The following is a 17,424-nucleotide window of genomic DNA, read 5'->3' as shown; positions in this document are numbered from 1 at the left end:
CGGCCTACAGTTCGCGGCACTTTCGCCAGATGATTCCTGCACACCTGCTTAACGCTATTTTTAGCAGTTTGGCGAAAGCCGTCTGGTCCCGCGTTACCGGACGGCTTTCGCCGTTCCGCTAAGATTGAAATTCCGCAGTAATTAAATCAATGTCCCGAGAAAGCGAGCTACGTGAAAAGTGGCGCTGTCCAGACGAGGCCTCCCCGGTGCAGTCCGCTGGCAACAAAATAGGCTTCTCGATTCCTAGTTTTTCGCGAGTGTCATCTGCCGCAGTTCGGGCATCGTCTCTCGCAGAATGCCGAGAATCTCCGCTCGCATGGGTGGGGTCAGATGAGCGTACTCTTGCGAGTCATCGCGGTTCTCCAGAATCTCCAACAACCCACCGAGCACCTGTGTGCGGACTTCGTCAGGCAATCCGGCAAATGCCTCGGAGTGAATCAAATAGCTGCATGGATATTTGAACAACCGAGTCTCAAGATCGAAATCGCGAAGGGATCGCCCGGCAGAATCACGCCGGCCTCGTTCTTGAAAGTCTTTGGCAAACGAAGTCGAGCCGGCCACGCGGTCGGTTAATTGAAACTCATCGCACATCAACAAGTGCTGCAGCACACGTTTGGACGAGGCCGCAATCCGGCGTTCCGCACTCTCACTGATGTAATCTTTGGGTCGTTCGAGCAACTCGTTCATTTGGTACGACTGATGCAACGCCAGACGTGTTTCGTAGTTGGCCGACGCGATCGCGTTGTGCATTTGAGTCTGATGTTCGAGCACCATCAACGCCACGATGTCACTGTGCGGCGACAGGTAAGTTTCGGTTTGGAAATAGTCACTTAATTCGTCGACATTGGCTCCCGATTCACGATCAAACGTCGTTTCATCTTCGGCGCAGATTGTGTTGCCCATGTGTCGCATCGAACCGTGTTTTCCCGTGACGTACCACCCGCCCCAACGGTCGTGAAAATCACTCGTCTGGTCAGTCGTGAACGTGCCGCTGCCGAATTTTGGACGACCGGCGGCATCGGCAAAAACGCTTCGCACGAGGTAGCCGGGAACGTTCTGCGTTCGACTCGATGCGTGGCACGACAAACACCCACCTCGGTCGCGGACGAATTTGGGTTGTTCCTGGTCGGTTTGTTCGAGCGTGTAAAAGATCGCCCCTTGTTGGGCATCCGTCGCCGCAAACTCGAGAACGTCACCGCGTTGGCAGTACCCCACGTAAACGTCATCGGCGAAGTACAACGAGCGTGGCCGCCGGGGAGAAATGCGGCTCAGCTGCAGGCTCGTCTTCGAAAACACGAGCGTCTGGGAACTGACCGGAATCGCGAGCTCCGCCAAAACCGATTTGAGATATCCGTACGTAGGATCGTAGTCCAATACCGTCTCCCCTGACTCCACCCGCTCGGCCAACCGAGCCACGGGATCATAAACCGGGGCGTTGAGATAGTCGATCGGAGGCCGCTCAAAACTGGTCTGTTGAGCACTAACGCGGGAGCCCCCCCATGTGAGAATGGCGAATACAAGCCAAATCGACGTGTTTCGGAGACCAGGGCGGTTCATCGGCAGGCATTCCAGTGGGGTGAGGCGGGGCTGGACTGAGTAGTAGCATAGACGAGACGTGCGAAATCGCGCAAAACAATCTCTGAAGCTACTCTGCATAAGTACACGACATGGTATAGAATAAATACCTGCATGTCAACGTACACATTTTAGCCATCCATTCGTTTTCGAAGAATCAAGATGCTTTCCAAAACTGCTGAATACGCCTTACGGGCGGTTGCCTGCATGGGCAGCCAGGTGGGGCAACCGATTTCGGCGGACCAACTCGCGGTGCAAACCAAGGTGCCTCGACGCTATCTGACCCGCGTCCTTCAGGACTTGGCCGCCGCTGGATTGGTGACCTCGCGTCCCGGGCCGGGCGGCGGTTATGAATTGTGTCAAAGCATCGACAAACTGACCATTCTCGATGTGGTCAATACAGTGGCACCGATCGAGCGAATCAGGTCCTGCCCTCTCGGATTGAAATCACACACGGCACTGTGCCCGCTGCACGCGGAACTCGACAAAGCGTACGCGGCGACGGAGGCGGCGTTTGCGGGAGTCACGATCCGAGCCCTGGTCGAATCAACGAGCCCGATTCATCCGCTGTGCGAAAGCGTTTGAAATCACGAGTCTGGCATGCGAGCAGTCACCAAACCAACCGGGGCTGCATTTGAGGTAAACTGCGTTACCAAGGGTGCGTCCGAATCGAGAGGCTCGTTCGCACTGCTGAGAAAATGAATCCGTCGTCACGTTTCCGGCGTGAGCGATCCGTTACCGCGGAATCGCAGAGCACCTGCCGCGACGCCTCCCCATGCCTCCCTTTCTCATTGTGAATGATTGCAACGCCATGGACCGACGCACGTTTCTTTCGCGATCCACGCTAGCTGCCACCACCGCCACCGCCATTGCGAACCACGCGTACGCGGCCCCGTCATCGAAACCTCGCCGCGTCGGACTGATCGGCTGTGGGTGGTACGGCAAGTGTGATTTGTTGCAACTACTCAATGTCGAACCGGTCGAAGTCGTGTCGCTATGTGACGTCGATTCGAAACTCCTCGAGGAATGCGCCGACTTGATGCAGTCGCGGCAGAAATCGGGAAATCGTCCACGGACGTACGCACGTTTCGAGGAGATGTTGGCCGAAAAAGATCTCGACATCGTCTTAATCGCGACCCCAGATCATTGGCATGCGTTGGCGATGATCGCAGCGGTCGAGGCGGGGGCGGACGTCTACGTTCAGAAACCAACCGGCGTGGACACTCTCGAAAGTAAAGCGATGCTCGACGCGGCGAGTGCGCACGGCCGGGTCGTGCAAGTCGGCACCCAGCGCCGGAGCACACCTCACTTGATTGACGCCAAACGACGCGTCGTCGATGAAGGACTGCTCGGCAAAGTCGCGTTTGCCGAAGTGTGCTGTTACTACCACATGCGGGCGAACAAAAACCCACCGATCATTGAACCGCCGGCTAACCTCGATTTCGATCGCTGGACCGGCCCGGCGCCCCTGCGTGGATACAACGAAGTCATCCATCCTCGCTCGTGGCGGGCGTTTATGGAGTATGGCAACGGTATCGTCGGTGACATGTGCGTTCACATGCTCGACCTCGTTCGCTGGCAACTCGGACTCGGTTGGCCGCGGACGATCAGCAGCGTCGGGGGGATCAAGGTTCAAACGGAATCGATTGCCAACATCTCCGACACCCAAACCGCCACCTTCGACTTCGATGATTTGGATGTGGTTTGGACGCACCGGAGTTGGGGAAGTCCCCCGGACCCGCAATATCCTTGGGCGGCGATTCTCTACGGCGAACGCGGAACACTCAAACTCAGCGTCCAGCGGTTCGACTTTGAGCCACGGGGCAGCGGAAAGAAAATCAGCGGCGAAGCACTGCTCGAACTCGACGAATACCCCACCGACGAAACCGACGCCAAGAACTGGAAGATGGAACTGCACGTCGCCTCGGCGATTCGCGGCCACATGCGTGATTTCCTCCACGCAATCGACAACCGCAGCCGACCGATCGCGGACATCGAGCAGGGCCACATCAGCAGCGCCTCGTGTTTCATGGCCAATAACGCCATGCAACTCGGCCGCACTCTCGCCTTCGACCCCGCCACGCACACGATTCCCGGGGATCCCGAAGCAACCGCGGCATTAAAACGAACGTACCGCGAGCCCTATCAGCATCCGGCCGGTTGATCTTGCCACGGACGAGCCGGATTCCGTAAACTCACCACAGTCACATCGAAATCCACCCGGATGGCGGTGTGACGATGTCTAACCGACCCACTCCAACGATGAGCGTTGGCCCTGCGGTGGTCGGTTTTTTCTTGGCGCGATCGGTGGACCGATTGGCCAAGGAGCATGCTCTGCGCACGGTCGTCGGTTCCCCACCGTCGGAGACCTTGTGTCGGTCACATGCATAATCATCACGTGTTGGTCGGTCCCGCCGATCGATCCCTGAATTGACATTCACTGGCAAGGAGTGCCGAGCATGAGATCCCAAAGCCGACCCCAGTCTGTTGTTGCCCAGCTCACTAACGGTGTGTTGCTCGCTACGACCCTGATTTCCGTCGCCGTCACACTGCAAGCATCCGTATCAGCCGAAGGTTTTCAGCGACGCGGTGATGTCGATTTCCGCAGCAACAACGGCGAAGTCTCGATCACCAGCGATTTCCCTGGCGGCCGGATGAACCAGTGCACTCAAATCAGCGGTGACACATTCGCGATCACCATCGCGCCAGAATCCGACCCGATCAACGATAGCGCCTGGTATGCATTTCGGGTACAAGCCGAGGAAGAACGTACGATTCGCATCCTGTTGCATTACGTCGGCGGCTCACACCGATACGAACCCAAGATCAGTCGCGATGGAGAAACCTGGCAATCGGCAACGCATCTGATCTCCGGTGCGAGCAACTCCGGCCAAGACGTCGAACTGCGAATCCCGGTGGATACCAAACCGCTATGGATCGCCGGCCAAGAACTCCTTTCGACGGATGAGATTTCACAGTGGTCCAACCAACTCACCGCTCTGCCCTACGTTTCCAAAAAACGAATCGGGCGATCCGTCCAAGGACGTCCCGTTGAGCAATTGACGATCACGCAAAGCGAAAACCCCGATTACGTTTACCTGATCGCTCGCCAACATCCACCGGAAGTCACCGGCGCCATCGGCATGGTGCAATTTGTCGACACACTCGCTGGTGAATCGAATCTGGCCAAACAATTTCGCAAACGCTTTGCCGCTTTGGTTGTCCCGACGGTGAACCCTGACGGGGTGCACCAGGGCCACTGGCGATGCAACGCGAACGGCGTTGACCTCAATCGCGACTGGTCTCACTTCACACAACCTGAAACTCGCGCGGTTCGTGAACAATTGCTCGAGTGTCGCCGCGCCGGAAACAATCGGCTGTGCTTGTTCGTCGACTTCCACAGCACCTACGACGACGTGTTTTACATTCCCGCCTATAACGCTCGCATCTTTCCGGCCGGATTCACCAAACAATGGTTCGCATCGATCCAAGATCGGTTCCCGGGATACAACGTTTCCGTGGACGACAACCACAACGCACACCGCAGCACCAGCAAAGCGTGGGTGGATCGAACCCTCGGTGTCACCGCCGTGACTTACGAGTTCGGCGACGAAACAGATCGCGACATGATCAAACAAGTCGCCAGCGGTGCGGCGGAAGAAATGATGCGTTTGCTCCTTGCCTTGCCTGCCAAGAACGCGGAGATCGCCAACCAATCCACCGAGCCAGCTCCCTCGCCCATCCAGTCCGATATCATACTCGTCTCCGGTGTATCGGATGGTGAAGAAGTGATCTTGCGATAGGCAATCCCGCGTGGCCCGAGGTGGATCGTTTCGCCTCCAGAGGTCTCCCCCGGACTCGCGTCCGGGGCCTTCGCATGCCGTCGCTATCGGACGTCGATTGTTTTAGTGCACTTTTTAACGGAACGGCGCGAACCGTCCGGTCCCGCGTTACCGGACGGCTTGCGCCGTTCCGCTACTTTTGAAATCCCGCAGTAATTAAATCGACATCGCTATCGCGACTTGGAATGGAAGCAATACTGGCGTGGCCTTGTATTTGCCCATCTTCGCTATGATTGAGCAGTCCTGGCGAACGCCCGAATTCCGCAGGGGACATCGATTGTTTTCGTGACGTTGATAGCGGAACAGCGCGATCCGTCCGGTAACGCGGGACCGGACGGCTCGCGCCGTTCCGCTACTTTTGAAATCCTTCAGTGATACAATCGACGTCCCTACGGAATTATTCCTGCCTACCTGCTTGAGCATTCACAAGGCCAGGAAGCGGCACAACGGACTGTTGTTTCTCGATCCTTCGTGATCGGTTAATCTTGACCGTGAGCGGACGCGCCGGCATCGCTCGTCCCTTCTTCACAACGCTGCGTTTGCCCCCATGAACCTCGGCCCTTTTAACTCCCCGATAGCCGTCTGGCTGAGTCTTCCCCAACCGCTGATGCTGGCTTTGCTCGCGATTGGCGGCATTGCAATTGGTGCGGCCGCAAACCATGTGATCACAACATGGTGCTGGTACCCGCGTCCGATTTCGCCCTGGGTACGACTGAGTGAGTGGAAATGGGATGACGAACACCGTGCGATCGCCGAAGGATTGCCGCCCCGGTCGTTCTGGGACCGCATGCCCCTCATCGGATGGCTGCGGTTGCGCAGGGAAACGTCATTACACGGAACCGGATTCTGGGTGCGTCCGTTGTTAATCGAACTCGGACTCGCGATCACGATTCCTGTCATGCATCACTGCTGGATCGAGGGGCAACTGTTACCACAAAGCATGCCCGCGCCGGTCATCGCAACGTTTGCGCCGTGGATGACTTTATTGTTTTTCGTTCACGCGATTCTGTTGGCCATGATGGTGGCTGCCACATTCATCGACTTTGATGAGCGTACGATTCCTGACGCGATCACGATCCCTGGCACCATCTTGGGCTTGGTCCTCGCGTCCATCACGCCCTACGTTTTTCCGCCTGGTCAAATGGCCGCAGGGATCTCTCCGGTGACGCTGCAGCATCCTCTGGGACTCAACTCGAGTTGGATGACAGCCGGTGGTTTACTCACATGCTTGGCGATCTGGACGACGTGGTGTTTCGCATTGGCTGATCGACGGGTGATCATGCGTCGTGGTCTCTCCAAAGCAGTTGAGTACTTCTTCGCGAGATTGACGCGGCACTCGAGCTGGAAGATTCTCGCGGGGATCTGGATCGTCGGCATGATTGCGATTTCGGTCGTCTACAAAATCGGCGGATTCGCATGGCTCGGACTGGCGAGTTCACTACTCGGACTCGCCGTCGGTGGCGGGATCGTGTGGTCGATCCGATTGGTCGGCAGTTGGGCGATGCAGATGGAAGCGATGGGATTTGGTGACGTAACGCTGATGGCCATGATCGGCAGTTTCATCGGATGGCAAGCTTCCATCGCCGCGTTCTTCCTCGCGCCGCTGGCCGCGATCCTGATTGTCATCGTGCAATTCGCAACGACGCGAGACCGGGCAACCCCTTTCGGGCCTTACCTCTGTGCAGGTACCGTTCTGACGCTGATCTTTTGGGACGAAGTCTACAACGACCGGTTAAGAATGACGGTCGCCTTGATGGGCGACATCTTGCCGTGGTTGGGGATCACGTTACTCGGCCTGCTTGGCGGCATGTTGCTGCTGTCACGGTGGATCAAACAGCGCATCTACGCGTGAGAGCGGCGTGGCCCCTGACTACGATCGACAACTGCAAAACACATGCGTCGGATGAGGATCTCAACAGCCCGCGAGCCGTCTGGTCTCACCCGACTTTGGATGCTAACCAAGCATTAGGGAACGAGCACATAGATGGGAACGATGTAGCTGTGTGCGTTGGGATAACGGCTTGACGTCATCGGGTCGGAAACCCAACTCGGCCGTAGTGTCGGGCGAAGGCCCCAACGAGCCGCTTCCAAGCGAGCGATCCGGGCTCGTGTTTCCTCGAGCGCCCGGGCTTGGCGAATTTCCATTGCGGTCAGAGCTCTCGATTCGATCCGCGATCCCGATGAATGCTCAAGCCGCAAATCCGATGGGCTTTGCACCGCGCGGTCACCGCTCACCGCACGCGACGACGCGCCTGAGCGAGACGATGCGGGAATAGTTGCGGGACGACTTCGATATCCAGCACGCTCGGCTTCCACGTCGCTGGCGTCTTCACCGAAAATCTCGTACTGAGCATCGACGGGGCGGGCGAACAGATCATCGAGTCCCTGTGCAGTCACGCCAGACGCTCCCGAAAACGAGCAGCAGGTAATCACAACGGCACCAACCATGAGCTGGGCGTGACGACGTAGGCGGAGATGTTTTTGCATCACAAGGACTCGTTTGTAGAAGTGCGGTACGTACGACGTATCGTCTGACCACTTCGTAGCGGTGGAGAGACACCGCCTATTTTCCGATGCCCACGGGCCTCTGCGTTCCAGTCGCGCTTACCACGTTGACTTTGCGGGCGCGCTGCCGCGGAAAGGCAAAAGAAAATTCGACGTATGGGTGCAAAATTAGCAGACTCTGCTAATCTTAATATCCAAACGTGGATGCTTGGCTCGATGGCGTTGTCCTTTGCCCCGCACTTCCTCAAACTCAAACCCTTTTTGAACGACGAGAGAATCCCATGACCAAGAGAATCACCTACACAGTATTCGCACTGGCTCTATTGACCACAACGGTTGGTTGCCCACCACCAGCGGCACCGACGGGCGACGTGGACACCAGCACAGATACTGCAGTTGAAGTCAGTGACAACACCACTGCCACGACCGAAGTTCCTTCGGACAACTTGACCACGGGCGCCGAAACCCCGTAGTTTGCTGAACATGCGTTTGTCTGGCGTTGGCATCGAGCAGATCGTTCAGTTGGCCGACGCCATGATTGCGGCCGAACGCTGCGTCACATCGACGCAGCGACCAGCCCCACCACGATGCTTCGCTCTGGTGGGCACTCTCGGCGCGGGCAAGACCCGGTTCTGCCAAGAGATCGCCCGGGCATGCGGCATCGATCCTGCCGAAGTAACCAGCCCCACGTTCACGCTGCTCAAAAGCTACGACTGTGCCGATCATGCGGATTCTTCCGCCGCACCGCAGCGTCTTCATCACCTCGACTGGTACCGGATCACGGACGAGGACGAACTCTGGCAACTCGGCCTTGATGAGCTCTGGGAAACCCCAGGCGATTGGACACTGATTGAGTGGGCCGATCGATTCCCCGAGTCGATGCCTTTGGACACCATCTGGATTCGGATCCGAGCCACCGATACCACCGATCACGCGCCCGCAAATCACAGCGATACCGGCAGCGACCTGTCGTTCCGCGAGATCGAATTCCAAACCGACGATCCTGATCATCGCCACTGGCTCACCGAAGTCAAAAACCACTTGGTCACAGCCGGTTTTACCGGCACCATCGAACCGCTCCTCAATGACGGTTCGGCCGAGATCGCAGGCGACGGGTGAATCCCCGAAAATCCAATCCGCTCAACTCACACAGTTCAATTTGCAACCTACGATTGGGTATGAAATGTCACGAGCTCGCCGAACGCCTCAGTCGCGAACGCCCGGATTTACCGCCGGTGGAAGTTGCGCGCCTGTGTCTGATCTTGCTCAACACTGAGGAAGACGCCACCCAACTCAGCGACACCGAGAAACGAATGGAAGCTTGGCAGCACGCGAGCTTCCGTTGCGAGGCGGCTACCGACCAGTACGCGGCCGTGGTCGAAGAACTCGATCAGCTCTTCGGCGACGAACCCGTCCAGTTCCGGCCCGACCAATTGTGGACGTTGCTGCGAGCGGTGAAAGTTCAAAGCCAAATGCTCGAACTCTACACGCAGCAAATGGCGCTCGCCTAAGCCGACTGCTGCTGCAAAGCCCCTGGGCAGCTCACCGGCGTCCCGACGCTCACGCGTCTCGGCTCACCCATGCACCGGATCACTTCACCTCGCGGAATTCGCCGCCGGTTTGGTCGGCCAGTGTAGCGAGGAACTCGCTCGTAATCCCCTCGACGCCAAACCCGATCGTGTGAAATTTCAAGTGACGGTTTCGATTGCGCCCGACAATGTCGCGGATGATCGCGTCGGGACGAAAGATCTTTCCGGTTGTCGGTTGGCCATCGGTGAGCACAAAGACAGCTTCGAGCTGATCATCAAACTCCAACGCACTTGAGAGCACCCCATGCGTGTTCGTTTTATCACCGGGCAGGATCCGGTTGGTGAACGCGATCGCATCAAGCTTGTTTTCTTCCGTGGCCGGCAACAACTCGTCCTTCCACGACTGAATGTAGGTATCAAACAACATGATCGAAAACTCGGCTTCAGGCGGCAGTTCAGTAATCACCCGAACCAACTCTTGCTTGGCACTCTGCAAACGCGTCGTGTAGTAAGCGGGTTTCTTCATGCTGCCTGAGCGATCGATCACAAACAGCATCCGCCCGGCATTAAGATCGATGCCGTAGTAGTGACTCTTACTCAGCTTCAGCCCTCCGGTGGACTCTGACGAGACGTCATGCAACTGCAAGCCGGTTCCTTGGGGCTTGACATTATCAGCTTCAAAACTGACGCGACTGATGAGAGATTCAGGCGGATGTTCTTCGCAGTACCGTGCATAACTCTCTCGATCACCGTCGAAATCCAATAAGTCAACCTTTTGCAATCGCAAGCCGATCTCATGTCGAAGTTGACCGCGGAGTTGAGCATGCAGCTTGTGCAACAACTCGATGCCCTGGGGGCAATGTAGCTGCGCGATCGCGCGGACAAGCGCAAAGCGAAACGCGTACAGCTCCTCAAACTCGGGCCGCTTGATTTGTGCTGCTAATTCGTCAACCGCTTCATCGATACCAGACTGACCGATCGCATCCATCCCGACCATCGCGATGCGCACGTCCGGATGCCCCAGCGTTTCGATAACGACGGAGTGAGCGTCCTCGCGCGGACTGCTGCCGAGCAGATTGATCAACTGCGTGACGCTCTCAGGCACCGCATCCCGCTCGGCCGGTTTGGTAGCCTTCGCTTTCCCGTCATCCTCGTTGACATACTGCTTCAACAGTTCACGGGTTGCTTGGATAACGATATCCAAATTCTCGTGGAACAGATCGGGCTGATACTGTAGCAGCGTCACCGCTTTCGCTCGCGCAGGCTCGCTCCGCCCGGTCAACAACCGCAACATCCGTCGCTGAGACGCAGTTTCGACCGCAAAAGTCTGAGCTTGGCCCAGAACGATTGCCCAAACGAAACTGGCGTACAAAAACCATTTCCACATCACCTAAATCCCCCACGCTCGTCAAATCCTCTGGCCCGTGCTCGGCCGATTCCGACTCCCCCGATTCTAGCGAAATAATGTCGCAGCGGAAGGAAAACCCTCAGATCTGGCACGGTTCTCTTTGCCCAAGAAAGGACGCGGTCAATTGTCTCATCCCATCTGAAACCGCCCCAAAAAACGCGTAAAAACGGGTACTTTCAAACCACGCCCTCACCCCGTCACAGAACATTTACACGGCGTTGACGTGACGGACAAAACAGACGGGACACCATCCGTAGACTTACCAAAGAACGTCTCTCAAGAGACCGGCGGGGCAGGCACAACGAGGGGCCGCGTCCGGAGGATTGTCGGCTTTGTGAGCGCAGACGTTGTATCGCTTTCCCCAATCGCAAGGATCTTTGCACGATGTCACACACGGAAACTTCAGCAACCGCCGCTTCCTCCCCCAAAAAAGAACCTGTCATTATCCAAGGTGGCATGGGGGTGGCGGTGTCGGACTGGCGACTCGCCCGCTCGGTCTCGTTGGCGGGTCAATTGGGAGTCGTATCGGGAACAGCGATGGACACCGTTCTTGTTCGACGCTTGCAACTCGGAGACCCCGACGGCCAAATGCGGCACGCGTTGTCGGAATTCCCGTATCCCGAAATGGCCAAGCGGATCATCGAACGCTACTTCATCAACGGCGGCAAAGCAGACGACGCACCGTTCGCGGCCACGCCGGTCGTGTCAGTCAATCCGACGCGGGCGCAACTCGAACTCGTCGTTGCAGCGAACTTTGTCGAAGTCTTCTTGGCCAAAGAGGATCATGACGGGCTCGTAGGAGTCAACTTTCTCGAAAAAATCCAAACGCCGACTTTGCCGTCACTCTTTGGCGCGATGCTCGCGGGCGTCGATTATGTGTTGATGGGCGCGGGCATCCCGCGTCACATTCCCGGCGTGCTCGACAAACTCGCCGAAGGGCTCGCTGTCGAATACCCGCTGTATGTTCTCGACACACCCGCTGACGAACCGGTCATGACCCGATTCGACCCGATGGATTTTGGCAACGGCGAAATCCCTTGGCTCAATCGCCCTAAATTCCTCGCCATCGTCAGCTCGGCAACACTCGCGAGCATGCTGGCCAAACGCTCCGACGGACGCGTTGATGGGTTTATCGTCGAAGGCGCTTCCGCGGGCGGCCACAACGCACCCCCGCGTGGCAAGATGCAACTCAATAAATGTGGCGAACCGATCTATGGCAAACGTGATGCCGTCGACCTCGACGCGATCGCCGCGATCGGACTTCCGTTCTGGCTAGCCGGTTCGTACGGATCACCCGATGCCGTCCGGCAAGCTCTCGCGACCGGTGCCTCCGGTGTTCAAGTTGGTACCGCGTTCGCATTTAGTAACGAGTCGGGGCTGCTGTCGTCAATCAAGCATCGCGTCATCAAGGATTGCAAATCGGGATCGCTCGACGTCCTCACCGATCCGCTGGCATCGCCGACCGGATTCCCCTTCAAAGTTCTACAAATGGAAGGCACCGTTTCAGAGGAGTCCATTTACCAAGAACGCAGGCGACTTTGCGACCTGGGCTTCTTGCGACAGGCCTACCGCAAACCAGATGGCGCGACAGGATGGCGGTGTCCGGGCGAACCCACCGGCAGCTATGTCGCCAAGGGCGGCGACATCGCCAACTGTGCCGGACGCAAATGCGTTTGCAACGGATTGGTCGCCAACATCGGCTTGGCCCAACGCCGCCGTGATGGCAGCGTCGAACCCGCGTTGGTCACGTGTGGCGACGACGTCCAATCGATCGTGCAATTCCTCGCGACTCCCGACGCCACCGAGTACTCGGCCCCCGACGTCGTCCGCCACCTGCTCTCCGGTGTGGCCCAACAGCAAACGTCCGAAACGCCCGCGATGGTCGCGGTTTGAATGGCGTTGGGATCGCCAGAGGCCGTTAACCCGGCACCAGAACGGTAACCGAACGACTCAGTCCTTGAGGCCGAGCGAGATCGTACGCTGCAGCCCCGCGAGATCGCGGATGCGTTTGATCTCGCCGTAAAGGCCGCTGGCTTCCGCGATCGATTTGCAAGCGTCCGAGATCATCGGGCTGTACTCGATGATCAATCGGCCGCCGGGATAAAGCCGCTCGGGAGCCTGGGCGAGAATCCGTTCGATAATCTCTGTCCCCTTTTCTCCCGACAACAGCGCACCGCGAGGTTCATGCTCTCGGACGGTCGCGGGCAACTCGTCATACTCAGCCTGGCTGATGTAGGGCGGGTTGCTACAGATCACATCAAACTTGACGCCCTCATCGAGCGAATCAAACAGGTCGCTCTGCAGCAACGTGACGCGATCGGCGAGGCCGAGCTTTTCGACATTCCACCTCGCGATGTCGAGGGCGGGCAAAGACACGTCGACAGCCGTGACTTCTACTTCGGGAAGGTTCTTCGCGATGGCGATCGCGATCGCACCGCTGCCGGTACCGATATCCAGGATCCGTAACGGACGATCCTGGATCGACGTCGCAATCCGTTTGGCCTGATCAATCGCTTCGACGACGAGATGCTCGGTCTCGGGGCGGGGCACGAGCACGTTTTCATCGACGCGAATCGGGATCGAATAGAACTCGCGAAAACCGACCAACTGAGCCACCGGCGCGCCTTCACCGCGACGGCGAACAAGCTCGCGAAACGCGATGCGTTGCTCGTCGGTGGGAACTTCTGCGAAGGCGGTGTACAGTTCGATCCGCTCACAATCACGTGCGTGGGCGAGCAAGATTTCAGCGTCCAATCGCGGCGATTCACTGCCGCGTGATTTAAAGAAATCCGAGGTCCACTGTAACAACCGCAGCACGGTCCACGGTTCAGTGCTGGGCGTAGTCATGGGAGCGCATCCGTTGCCGAAATAAAGAAATTCCCTCGATCCGTCTCAGTCGATCATATCACCGCGAAGCTGATCGCGATCATATTCAATGAGGGCGTCGGTGACGGGAGAGAGATCCCCACCGATGATTTGATCGAGCTTGTACAAAGTCAGGTTAATGCGGTGATCGGTCAATCGGTTCTGCGGGAAGTTGTAGGTGCGGATCCGTTGGCTACGATCGCCCGAACCGATCAGTCCCTTTCGAGTCTCAGCTTGCTTGGCACTCTCTTCTTCGCGTTTCTTTTCATAGATGCGAGCTTTGAGAACCCGGAGGGCTTTGGCCAAATTTTTGTGCTGGCTTTTTTCGTCTTGGCACTGCACAACGATCCCGGTCTCGTAGTGAGTCAACCGGATCGCCGATTCGGTTTTGTTGACGTGCTGTCCACCCGGACCGCTCGCGCAAAACTTATCGATGCGGTAATCATCCGACTTCAGGTTCACTTCGACGTCTTCCGGTTCCGCCATCACCGCGACCGTCGCCGCTGAAGTATGGACACGCCCCTGCGTTTCCGTTTCCGGAACACGTTGGACGCGGTGTCCTCCGGATTCGTATTGCAGGTCGCGGAATACGTTTTCGCCTTCGACGGTCAGCATGATTTCTTTAAACCCGCCCATTTCCGTCGGGCTGGCGTCCATGACTTCCGTCTTCCACCCCACCTGTTCGGCGTGGCGGCGGTACATTTCATAGAGATCGCGGGCGAACAACGCCGCTTCGTCACCACCGGTGCCGGCGCGGATTTCCATCACGCAGCGGGTGCGGTGCGAATCGTCTCCCCCAACGGTGTAGGTAAGGAGATCCTCCCACAGGGCTTCACGCTGCGCACGAAGCGACTTCATCTCAGCTTCGGCCATTTCGCGTTCTTCGAAGTCGTCCGCCGACTCTGCCATTTCCAGGCAGTCTTGGATCTCTTCGCTGAGTCGCTTGAACTCGCGATATTTGCCAACGACCTTTGCCAGACCGCCGTGTTCACGGGCGACCGCACTCATGCGAGCACCATCACCGAGCACGTCCGGATCGGACATGTCGGATTCGAGTTTCAGAAATCGCGCTAACTTTTCTTCGAGATTGTCGCGGATCGAGCCGCTCATTTCGTGGCTTTCTTAGCCTTTTTAGGCTTCTGCAGACTGCCGTAAGTTCCAGCGGCGAATTTCTTCTGGAACTTATCGATCCGGCCCGCCGTGTCGACATATTTCAGTTTGCCGGTATAGAACGGGTGACATTCGCTGCAAATGTCGATTTTGAGCTCAGGCCGAACGCTCCGCGTTTGGAAGCTGTTTCCACAACCACACGTAACGGTGGTTTCTTGATATTTCGGGTGGATGCCGTCTTTCATGGCTGTTTACACAAAAAAATGGGCTGATAGGGGCGCGTCACTCACTAGAGAACGCGGAGTGATCGGTATTTCGAACCGCAGATAGTACGCGACAGATGCCATTGAGTTCAAGGGCTGCCGAGCCCGTAAAGAGCGGTAATGCCATTATCAAACCGCGGCAAGGAACGATTAGGAGGCCGCGACGAGCGACGAGCGTCGAGCCTCGAGCCTCTAGCCTCTAGCTCCCAACTCCCAACTCCCAACTCCCAACTCCCAACTCCCAACTCCCAACTCCCAGCCAATGGCCACCGCAAACCGGATTCGATACGATTCACCTGGCGATTACCCCCGGCATCGTTCTCCACCTCTTCATCAAACCCCCGACGTATGAAACAAATTCGGAACTTCTGCATCATCGCCCACATCGACCACGGCAAATCCACGCTGGCGGATCGCCTGATCCAAGCCTGTGAGGGCATCTCCCAACGTGAATTCCACGATCAGATGCTCGATTCGATGGATATCGAGCGTGAACGTGGGATCACGATTAAGAGCAACACGGTCACACTCTCGTACACCGCCCGAGACGGGCAGGAGTACCAACTCAACCTGATCGACACGCCCGGCCACGTCGACTTCTCCCACGAAGTCCGCCGCTCGCTGATGGCCTGCGAAGGGGCGTTGATGGTCGTCGATGCCTCGCAAGGCGTCGAAGCCCAGACGGTTGCGAACTTGTACCTGGCCCTCGAGTACGACCTCGAACTGTTGCCGGTGATCAACAAAATTGATCTCCCGGCCGCGGATGTCGAGCGGGTGCGAGAGGAAATCGACGCCGACCTGGGGCTCGACCCGTTCGCGGCGATCCCCGTTTCCGCCAAAACCGGCCAGGGCATCGAAGATGTCCTCGAAGGGATCACTCAACACCTGCCGCCGCCCAAAGGCGACCCCAACGCTCCGCTGAAGGCGCTCATTTTCGACGCGTTTTTTGACAAGTACCGCGGCGTGATCCTGCAGTGCCGCGTGATGGACGGAACGCTCAAGCCCAAAGACACGATCCACTTCATGCACACCGATCGCGACTTCCTCGTCGACGAACTCGGCTACAACCAATTCAAGCTCGTCCCCAAAAAACAACTCACCGCGGGCGAAGTCGGTTACATCGTCGCCGGCGTGAAGAGCGTCCAAGATATCGAGATCGGCGACACGATCACCTTAGCCTCTCGCCCCGCCACCGAACCGATTCCGGGCTACCAACCGGCGCGGCAAGTCGTCTTTTCGTCGGTCTACCCGATGAGCACCGACGAGTACCAAGACCTCACCAAAGCGCTCGAGAAACTCTCCATCAACGACGCCGCACTGACGTTCGAAAAAGACTCGTCAGCGGCTCTCGGTTTTGGCTTCCGCTGCGGCTTCCTCGGGCTATTGCACCTCGACGTGATCCAAGAACGTCTGCAACGTGAATTCGACATCGGCTTGGTCATCTCGGCCCCTTCGGTCAAATACAAACTGACGCTCAAAGACGGTTCAATCATCGACATCGACAACCCGAGTTACTGGCCCGACCCGTCGACGATCGACTCGGCGAGCGAACCGTACATCCGCGCCCAAATCCTCACCCCAGAAGAATTTGTCGGCCCGGTCATGGAACTCTGCCGCGACCATCGCAGCGAGAGCCAAACGATGAACTACCTCTCCGCCGGCCGCGTCGAGGTGGTCAGCGAAATGCCGCTCGGCGAAGTCCTGTTCGACTTCTACGGCAAACTCAAGATGATCACCCGTGGCTATGGCTCGTTCGACTACGTGCCGATCGAATATCGCAAAACGGATATCGTCAAAGTCGACATTCTCGTCAACAAAGAACCCGTCGACGCGCTGGCGTATTTGGTCCACCGTGACAAATCTCGCGCCCGGGCGTTGCACTACTGCGAACAACTCGCCGAAGAAATCCCACGCCACCAATTCAAAATCCCGATCCAAGGCGCGATCGGCGGTACCGTCATCGCCCGTTCGACCATCCCCGCGGTACGCAAAGACGTGACGGCGAAATGCTACGGCGGCGATATTTCGCGGAAGAAAAAACTGCTCGAGAAGCAGAAGAAGGGCAAAGCCAAGATGAAACAATTCGGCAGCGTCAATATTCCGCAGAAAGCGTTCGTGTCAGTGCTCCGCGCCGACCAAAAGTAACGCTTCGGATGATGAAAGGATCGTTCACCGGTTCAATCAGGTGAGGGTTTGGGCATTCTTTGTTTTGCGTCGATTCGTAGTCGCGATCGCGACGGCAGGCACCACGCAACCCAAGCCGCGAGGGACACTGATTGTTTTAGCGTTCTTTCTAGCGGCACGGCGCGAGCGGGCTGTTGTTTTAG

General features: G+C 57.4%; 15 protein-coding genes. 9 read left to right on the top strand and 6 right to left on the bottom strand.

What is annotated here, in order from left to right:
- Positions 1-243: 243 nt before the first annotated feature.
- The gene (locus tag NB063_RS31480; RefSeq protein WP_250933732.1) at positions 244-1,557 is read right to left on the bottom strand and encodes a hypothetical protein; all 1,314 of its coding nucleotides are present in this window, start codon (positions 1,555-1,557) and stop codon (positions 244-246) included.
- Positions 1,558-1,737: 180 nt separating this feature from the next.
- Here NB063_RS31480 and NB063_RS31475 point away from each other — a divergent pair, with 180 nt between their 5' ends.
- The 4 genes from NB063_RS31475 to NB063_RS31460 all read left to right on the top strand — a co-directional run bounded on the left by NB063_RS31475 (position 1,738) and on the right by NB063_RS31460 (position 7,269).
- The gene (locus tag NB063_RS31475; RefSeq protein ID WP_250933730.1) at positions 1,738-2,160 is read left to right on the top strand and encodes an Rrf2 family transcriptional regulator; all 423 of its coding nucleotides are present in this window, start codon (positions 1,738-1,740) and stop codon (positions 2,158-2,160) included.
- Between the two features lie 226 nt (positions 2,161-2,386).
- A complete protein-coding gene (locus NB063_RS31470) occupies positions 2,387-3,739 on the top strand; it encodes a Gfo/Idh/MocA family protein (protein WP_250933728.1) in 1,353 nt (450 codons plus the stop codon).
- A gap of 295 nt (positions 3,740-4,034) precedes the next feature.
- On the top strand, positions 4,035-5,378 hold the full coding sequence (locus tag NB063_RS31465; RefSeq protein WP_250933726.1) for a M14 family metallopeptidase: 1,344 nt from the start codon (positions 4,035-4,037) through the stop codon (positions 5,376-5,378).
- A gap of 586 nt (positions 5,379-5,964) precedes the next feature.
- Positions 5,965-7,269, top strand: coding sequence for a prepilin peptidase (locus tag NB063_RS31460; RefSeq protein WP_250933724.1), 1,305 nt, complete (start codon positions 5,965-5,967; stop codon positions 7,267-7,269).
- Between the two features lie 113 nt (positions 7,270-7,382).
- On the opposite strand, the gene NB063_RS31455 is transcribed toward NB063_RS31460, so the two are convergent.
- Positions 7,383-7,904 carry a malate synthase gene (locus NB063_RS31455; RefSeq protein ID WP_250933722.1) on the bottom strand — a complete coding sequence of 174 codons (522 nt, stop codon included), beginning with the start codon at positions 7,902-7,904 and terminating at the stop codon, positions 7,383-7,385.
- Positions 7,905-8,203: 299 nt separating this feature from the next.
- Between NB063_RS31455 and NB063_RS31450 the strand changes: the two genes are divergently transcribed.
- From NB063_RS31450 to NB063_RS31440, 3 genes are read left to right on the top strand one after another with little or no spacing between them, the layout of a single operon-like run.
- The gene (locus NB063_RS31450) at positions 8,204-8,395 is read left to right on the top strand and encodes a hypothetical protein (protein WP_250933720.1); all 192 of its coding nucleotides are present in this window, start codon (positions 8,204-8,206) and stop codon (positions 8,393-8,395) included.
- 10 nt (positions 8,396-8,405) lie between these two features.
- A complete protein-coding gene (gene tsaE, locus NB063_RS31445) occupies positions 8,406-9,041 on the top strand; it encodes a tRNA (adenosine(37)-N6)-threonylcarbamoyltransferase complex ATPase subunit type 1 TsaE (protein WP_250933716.1) in 636 nt (211 codons plus the stop codon).
- Between the two features lie 59 nt (positions 9,042-9,100).
- Positions 9,101-9,433, top strand: coding sequence for a hypothetical protein (locus tag NB063_RS31440; RefSeq protein ID WP_250933714.1), 333 nt, complete (start codon positions 9,101-9,103; stop codon positions 9,431-9,433).
- Positions 9,434-9,512: 79 nt separating this feature from the next.
- Here NB063_RS31440 and NB063_RS31435 read toward each other — a convergent pair whose 3' ends face one another.
- Complete coding sequence (locus NB063_RS31435; protein WP_250933711.1) at positions 9,513-10,838, bottom strand: VWA domain-containing protein; 1,326 nt, start codon at positions 10,836-10,838, stop codon at positions 9,513-9,515.
- Between the two features lie 405 nt (positions 10,839-11,243).
- Here NB063_RS31435 and NB063_RS31430 point away from each other — a divergent pair, with 405 nt between their 5' ends.
- On the top strand, positions 11,244-12,752 hold the full coding sequence (locus NB063_RS31430) for a nitronate monooxygenase (protein ID WP_250933709.1): 1,509 nt from the start codon (positions 11,244-11,246) through the stop codon (positions 12,750-12,752).
- Between the two features lie 57 nt (positions 12,753-12,809).
- Here the strand turns inward: NB063_RS31430 and prmC are convergent, their stop codons facing one another.
- From prmC to rpmE, 3 genes are read right to left on the bottom strand one after another with little or no spacing between them, the layout of a single operon-like run.
- Positions 12,810-13,706 carry a peptide chain release factor N(5)-glutamine methyltransferase gene (prmC, locus tag NB063_RS31425; protein WP_250933707.1) on the bottom strand — a complete coding sequence of 299 codons (897 nt, stop codon included), beginning with the start codon at positions 13,704-13,706 and terminating at the stop codon, positions 12,810-12,812.
- Between the two features lie 45 nt (positions 13,707-13,751).
- Positions 13,752-14,834, bottom strand: a complete 1,083-nt coding sequence (prfA, locus tag NB063_RS31420) for a peptide chain release factor 1 (protein ID WP_250933705.1) — start codon at positions 14,832-14,834, stop codon at positions 13,752-13,754.
- Positions 14,831-15,079, bottom strand: a complete 249-nt coding sequence (gene rpmE, locus NB063_RS31415; RefSeq protein ID WP_250933703.1) for a 50S ribosomal protein L31 — start codon at positions 15,077-15,079, stop codon at positions 14,831-14,833. The genes prfA and rpmE overlap by 4 nt, the downstream gene beginning before the upstream one ends.
- 366 nt (positions 15,080-15,445) lie before the next feature.
- Between rpmE and lepA the strand changes: the two genes are divergently transcribed.
- Positions 15,446-17,242: a translation elongation factor 4 gene (gene lepA, locus NB063_RS31410; protein ID WP_250933701.1), complete on the top strand. Its 1,797-nt coding sequence runs from the start codon at positions 15,446-15,448 to the stop codon at positions 17,240-17,242.
- The last annotated feature ends 182 nt before the right edge of the window (positions 17,243-17,424 follow it).

The sequence above is a fragment of the Aporhodopirellula aestuarii genome, from assembly GCF_023701485.1.
In the GTDB taxonomy this organism is placed as follows: Bacteria; Planctomycetota; Planctomycetia; order Pirellulales; family Pirellulaceae; genus Rhodopirellula; species Rhodopirellula aestuarii.
This window is presented reverse-complemented; position numbering and strand designations above follow the sequence as displayed.